Here is a 2,161-nt window from a genome sequence, read left to right on the forward strand (position 1 = left end):
CCTCCCGAAGGAAACAGCAGCATCCAGCGTGGTTAGCATCAAAAGCCTCGGTATGGGACGCTCGTGCACGGGTACGGGAATATCAACCCGTTATCCATCGACTACGCCTGTCGGCCTCGCCTTAGGTCCAGACTCACCCTGGGCGGATTAACCTGCCCCAGGAACCCTTAGTCAATCGGCGGCAACGTTTCTCACGTTGCTTTCGCTACTCATGCCTGCATTCTCACTCGCACACCCTCCACCACACGATCACTCGGCGGCTTCACCGGACGCACGACGCTCCCCTACCAACCCAAGAACAAATCTCAGGCTTCACAGCTTCGGCGGTGTACTTCAGCCCCGCTACATTATCGGCGCAGAACCACTTGACCAGTGAGCTATTACGCACTCTTTAAAGGATGGCTGCTTCTAAGCCAACCTCCTGGTTGTCTGGGCAACTCCACAACCTTTACCACTTAGCACACGCTTAGGGGCCTTAGCTGATGATCTGGGCTGTTTCCCTCTCGACTACGAAGCTTATCCCCCGCAGTCTCACTGCCACGCTTCACTTCACCGGCATTCGGAGTTTGTCTGACGTCAGTAACCTGGTCGGGCCCATCAGCCAAACAGTAGCTCTACCTCCAGCAAGAAACACGTGACGCTGCACCTAAATGCATTTCGGGGAGAACCAGCTATCACGGAGTTTGATTGGCCTTTCACCCCTACCCACACCTCATCCCCCAGATTTTCAACTCTGGTGGGTTCGGGCCTCCACGAGGTCTTACCCCCGCTTCACCCTGGACATGGGTAGATCACTCCGCTTCGGGTCCACAGCATGCGACTCAAATCGCCCTCTTCAGACTCGGTTTCCCTACGGCTACCCCACCCGGGTTAACCTCGCCACACACCATGACTCGCAGGCTCATTCTTCAAAAGGCACGCCATCACACCCCCGAAAGGATGCTCTGACGGCTTGACAGCACACGGTTTCAGGTACTATTTCACGACCCCTCACCGGGGCACTTTTCACCTTTCCCTCACGGTACTAGTGCACTATCGGTCATCAGGACGTATTTTGGCTTAGCAGGTGGTCCTGCCAGATTCACACGGAATTTCTCGGGCTCCGCGCTACTCGGGACAACACCAACACCTAACCGACGACTTCGTCTACGGGACTCTCACCCACTCCGGTACCGCTTCCCAACGGATTCAGCTAAAAGAGCCATCAGCGCTCCGGGCCGGCAGACCCGAACAGATGCATCCCACAACCCCGCACACGCAACGACTGCCGTCTATCACACGCGCACGGTTTAGCCTCTTCCCCGTTCGCTCACCACTACTGAGGGAATCACTCTTGTTTACTCTTCCTACGGGTACTGAGATGTTTCACTTCCCCGCGTCACCACCGACCACCCTATACATTCAGATGACGGCAACCCGACACAACTCGGGCTAGGTTTCCCCATTCGGACACCCACGGATCACAGCTCGGTTGACAGCTCCCCGTGGCCTATCGCGGCCTCCCACGTCCTTCATCGGCGCCTGATGCCAAGGCATCCACCGTGTGCCACATTCACTTGGCCACTACAGATAATTAGATGCTCGCGCACACTATTCACAAATCAAAACACCGACCACAAACCCCGATACCTCCAACCGCCCCGACCAGACAGCGAACCCGAAGGCCCACCCGAACCGATCCGACGGGAGTTCTCGAGGGTGGCAGCGGGAACCAACCCCACACAGGATTGCTTCCTCAGACACCCAACAGCGCGCCCCCTGATGCTTCTAGTCACCAGAGGCCAGGTTCGATTCCACTTCAGCCATTCCCCACCACCCCGCAGGGTGTGAGGTCCACTTTCGAGTCCGACCAACCAGAGAAAATGTTGGCCTAGCAAAGACTCCTTAGAAAGGAGGTGATCCAGCCGCACCTTCCGGTACGGCTACCTTGTTACGACTTCGTCCCAATCGCCAGCCCCACCTTCACTCATTCCCTCCCCGAAGGGTTAGGCCACAAGTTTCGGGTGTTGCCGACTTTCATGACGTGACGGGCGGTGTGTACAAGGCCCGGGAACGTATTCACCGCGGCGTTGCTGATCCGCGATTACTAGCGACTCCACCTTCATGGGGTCGAGTTGCAGACCCCAATCCGAACTGAGACCGGCTTTCAGGGATTCGCTCC

2 rRNA genes are annotated in these 2,161 nt (G+C 57.1%); both read right to left on the bottom strand.

Going from position 1 to position 2,161, the window contains the following annotated elements:
• A 23S ribosomal RNA gene (locus D472_RS0124280) occupies positions 1–1,562 on the bottom strand; the annotation flags it as partial.
• Positions 1,563–1,888: 326 nt separating this feature from the next.
• Positions 1,889–2,161 (bottom strand): 16S ribosomal RNA (locus D472_RS0124285); the annotation flags it as partial.

The organism is Nocardiopsis alkaliphila YIM 80379, assembly GCF_000341005.1.
Lineage (GTDB): Bacteria > Actinomycetota > Actinomycetes > Streptosporangiales > Streptosporangiaceae > Nocardiopsis > Nocardiopsis alkaliphila.